General features: G+C 48.1%; 2 protein-coding genes. Both read left to right on the plus strand.

Going from position 1 to position 4372, the window contains the following annotated elements; translation table 11 throughout:
* The first annotated feature begins 94 nt into the window (after positions 1 to 94).
* Positions 95 to 760 carry a UDP-N-acetylglucosamine pyrophosphorylase gene (locus tag K5677_RS13820; RefSeq protein ID WP_296729116.1) on the plus strand — a complete coding sequence of 222 codons (666 nt, stop codon included), beginning with the start codon at positions 95 to 97 and terminating at the stop codon, positions 758 to 760.
* Positions 761 to 898: 138 nt separating this feature from the next.
* A partial coding sequence (locus K5677_RS13825) for a DUF4011 domain-containing protein (RefSeq protein ID WP_296729118.1) occupies positions 899 to 4372 on the plus strand: 3474 nt, incomplete at its 3' end.

Consider the following 4372-nt stretch of genomic DNA (forward strand, 5'->3'; position numbering starts at 1 on the left):
TAAGTACAAAAATTCCTTAAATCCTTGACAATATGCTGTATGGGGAGTATAATTATATGTGCAATATTTATGAATATCAGGAGTGGAATTGAAAATGAATAATATCACTATAGCGGAGCTTTATGATCTTTCTCATACAGCTGCCAAGGATTACCTCAGCAGGTTCACATACCCATGGGAAGCGCTCAAGGGCATCAGCAGCTTCATTATCGAGCTCGGAAAAACACTCAGCAGCGACGAGTATGACAATCCGTCGGAAAACGTATGGGTGCATAAGACAGCAAAGGTTTTCCCCACAGCATACCTCGGAGCTCCGTGTATAATCGGTGCAGGCACAGAGGTACGCCACGGAGCTTTTATCAGAGGAAGCGCTCTTGTTGGTGAGAACTGCGTAGTCGGAAACTCCGTCGAGCTCAAAAATGTTATCCTCTTCGACAATGTGCAGACTCCCCACTATAATTATGTCGGCGACAGTATTCTCGGCTATAAGTCGCATATGGGCGCAGGCTCCATAACCTCAAACGTAAAGTCAGACAAGACCAATGTGGTCATCAAGTCAGGCGATGAGAAGATCGAGACAGGTATCAAGAAGATCGGTGCAATGCTGGGCGATCATGTAGAGGTCGGCTGCAACAGCGTTCTCAATCCGGGTACAGTTGTCGGTTCAAATTCAAATATTTACCCTTCAAGCTGCGTAAGAGGAGTTATCCCGTCTGACAGTATTTACAAGACAGGCGGAGTTATCGTACATAAAAGCTGATCCTATCTGTAATACGTTAAAAGCTGCCTTCGGGCAGCTTTTTGTTTACTTTTTTTGCGGTAAATATTGTAAAATAAATCAAAATGTGGTATTATAGAAATAGTATTATGTATCGCCGATGGCAGAATGGAGGACTGTATGGAAAATAAGATAACATTTGGCGGCAATATGACTGCTCAGATCAATTTTGCAATGCAGCAGAACTATGTTCCGGTATTCAGAAATATGGTAATGACCAATAATACTGATGAAGAACTGAAAAATGTTCGGCTCAGGATAAGCTTTGAACCTGAATTTGCAAAGGTATTCGAGTCTGTGCCCGTTGACCTTAAGCCGTCACAGCCTGTGGAGATCTCTCCTGTGAATATCATATTGCTGTCTGACTTTCTTTTCAGCCTTACGGAAAAGCTTGTGGGAAGCGTTACCATACAGGCTTTTATCGGCGACGAGGTGATCTCCGAGGAAAGCAGGAGCATTGAGCTCCTTGCCTATGACCAGTGGTCGGGAATAAACTTCATGCCCGAAACTGCGGCTGCATTTGTTGCTCCCAATCATCCGAAGGTGCAGGAGATAGTAGCAGCGGCAGGAGCTTACCTGAAAAAATGGTGCGGCGATCCGTCATTTACAGGCTATCAGACTAAGAACCCAAATATAGTAAAACAGCAGATGGGAGCGATATATGCGGCATTGCAGGAGAAGAATATCGCATATACCATGCCTCCCGCAAGCTTTGAGGAAGCTCAGCGTATACGTATGCCCGATGCAGTCCTTGAGACAGGACAGGGTACCTGCCTTGACCTTGCCGTGCTCTACTGCTCATGCCTTGAAGCTGCGGGACTCAATCCTCTTATGGTGATCGTACAGGGACACGCCTTTGCGGGCTGCTGGCTGGAGGAGGAGACTTTCTCCGACTGTTTACAGTATGATATGTCAGCTCTCACAAAGCGTATCGCTCATGGTATAGACGCGATAAGTCTTGTGGAGTGTACTGATTTCGTAGCGGGCAAGAACACGGATTTTGACAGCGCGGAAAAGCACGCTGCCGCTCACCTTGACGACGAGGCAAAGTTCTGCTTTGCAATAGATATCAGCCGTACACGTTCAAGCGGCATACGTCCCGTACCGTCAAGAGTTTCCGAGAACGGAACCTTCAAGGCAGTGGACTACGGCGCACGTAAAAAATCGGAGATAACCTCAGCTCCCAATGAGATAGATATTTCCGCACAGGCTGTAAGCGGAGAGGCACGGGAGGTCACAAAGCAGGTAATGTGGGAGAGAAAGCTCCTCGACCTGAGTTTAAGGAACAGCCTTCTCAACTTCCGTGCAACAGCAATGAGCGTTCAGCTCATGGTAAGCGACCTCGGCGTACTTGAGGACGAGATGACCAACGGCGAGGACTTCAAGGTAATGCCCATGCCCAACGACATGACATTGCAGATGTCCGACAGCAAGATATATGAAATAGAGAACGAAAAGGATATCATCACAACTATATCTGAGTCCGAGTTCAAAAGTCACCGTCTGCGTACTTTCCTTAAGGAATCAGACCTTGAAAAGATAATGAAGAAGCTCCACAGACAGGCAAAGGTAAGCATGGAAGAAAACGGCGTAAATACAATTTACCTTGCACTTGGCTTCCTGCGCTGGTACGAGACTGAAAAAAGTGATAAGCCGCGCTATGCTCCGCTCATACTTGTACCGATTGATATTATCCGCAAGGTTCAGGAGAAAGCCTATGCTATCCGTATGCGCGACGAGGATACTCAGGTAAACATTACCATGCTGGAGTACATACGCCAGACCTACGGTATAGATATCAAGGGACTTGATCCCGTGCCCGAGGACGAAAACGGCGTTGATCTTCAGCTCATACTGAATACCGTAAGACAGAACATCATGTCACAGCCCCGCTGGGATATAGTTGACTATGCCTTTATAGGGCAGTTCTCTTTCAACCGCTTCATTATGTGGAACGATATCCGCAACCGTGCGGACGAGCTTGCCAAAAACAAGGTAGTTGCAAGCCTTATCTCGGGTAAGACCGAGTGGGCAGGGGACGACCTCTATATATCTCCACTCGACCTTGACAATAATGTAGCTCCTACAGATCTTGTAGTTCCGCTTAGTGCCGATTCTTCTCAGCTTGCAGCAGTATATGCAGCCTCACAGGGCAAGAGCTTCGTGCTTCACGGACCTCCCGGAAGCGGTAAGTCGCAGACTATCACGAACATGATAGCAAGCGCACTGTATCAGGGAAAGTCCGTACTCTTTGTCGCTGAGAAAATGGCTGCGCTGTCCGTAGTTGAAAAGCGTCTGAACAAAGTGGGACTCGGACCGTTCTGCATAGAGCTCCACTCCAATAAAGCCCAGAAGAGAGCCGTTCTCAAACAGCTTGAGGAAACTCTTAATGTAGGCCGTATCAAGAAGCCTGCTGAGTATAAGGCACAAGCAGACAGGATAGCCGAAATGCGTAAGGAGCTCAACGGCACTATGGAGGAGATACACAAAAAGCGCAATTTCGGCTGCTCAATGTACGATGCAGCGGTAAGATATGAAAAGAACAGCAGCTCCGGCGGAAAGTTCACATTCACCAACGAGCAGCTTGACGCCATGAGCGAGACTTCCTACACTGCATGGAGAGATACTCTTGAAAGCCTTGCGGCGGCAGGCCGTGAGTTCGGAGATGTTACGACAACAGCTCTCGGTGTTTGCGAGCTTTCGGAATGTACTCCCGAGACACGCGGAGCTATGGAAGCAAAGCTCAAGGAGCTGAAAACAGCTCTTACGGCAGCACAGGGCGATACTGCTCAGCTTGCGTCGTTTACGGGCAGCAGTGAAATGACCTTTGAGGAATGCAAGCTTGCAGCTGAGATAATCACAGCCTCTGCAAAGGGTGAGCAGCTTCTGCCGAATATCATAAGTGACAGCCGCTGGAACGGCTTCAAAGAGCCTGCACAGGCACTTATCGGTACAGGTAAGTCCCTTTCTCAGGTAAAGGACGAGCTCCTTTCACAGTTTGAGCCGTCAGTGCTGACATACAACGCTTCCGATGCCCTTGTAAGGTGGAAAACCGCACAGGGCAAGTGGTTCCTTGCAAAGAGCATGGGCAGCAAGAAGCTCGTAAAGGAGCTTGCTGCTCACGCAAAGTCAGCTTCGGCGGTCACAAAGGAAAATATAACACAGTACTATGACAAGATAAATCAGTTCAACGCTCTGAAAGAACAGGTAACATCGGCACAGCCCGAGCTTGTGAAGTATTTCGGCACACTGAAGCTTGACGAGAATGCAGACTGGAACGCTGTTGAGAGCATTGTCGCACGTTCCTCCGAGCTTGGTGAAAGAGTGGCTCAGTCCACCTTCTCTCCCGAGATAAAGCAGAAGCTCTGCGACAGCCTTACAACAGGTATTAACGGCGATACCTCAAAGATAGTTGCCGACTATTCTGCTATTGAAAATGTTGCTTCACAGCTCCGCAGCAATTTAGGCATAAATACGGACAAGCTCATAACAGGCGAGAACTGGGGCAGCGATGCTCAGATGAAAGCAGACGCAGTTATTGAAGAGCTCCCGCAGCTCAAGGAATGGACGGGTATCATCACTATATGCAACAAG

It is taken from the genome of Ruminococcus sp. (genome assembly GCF_024684275.1).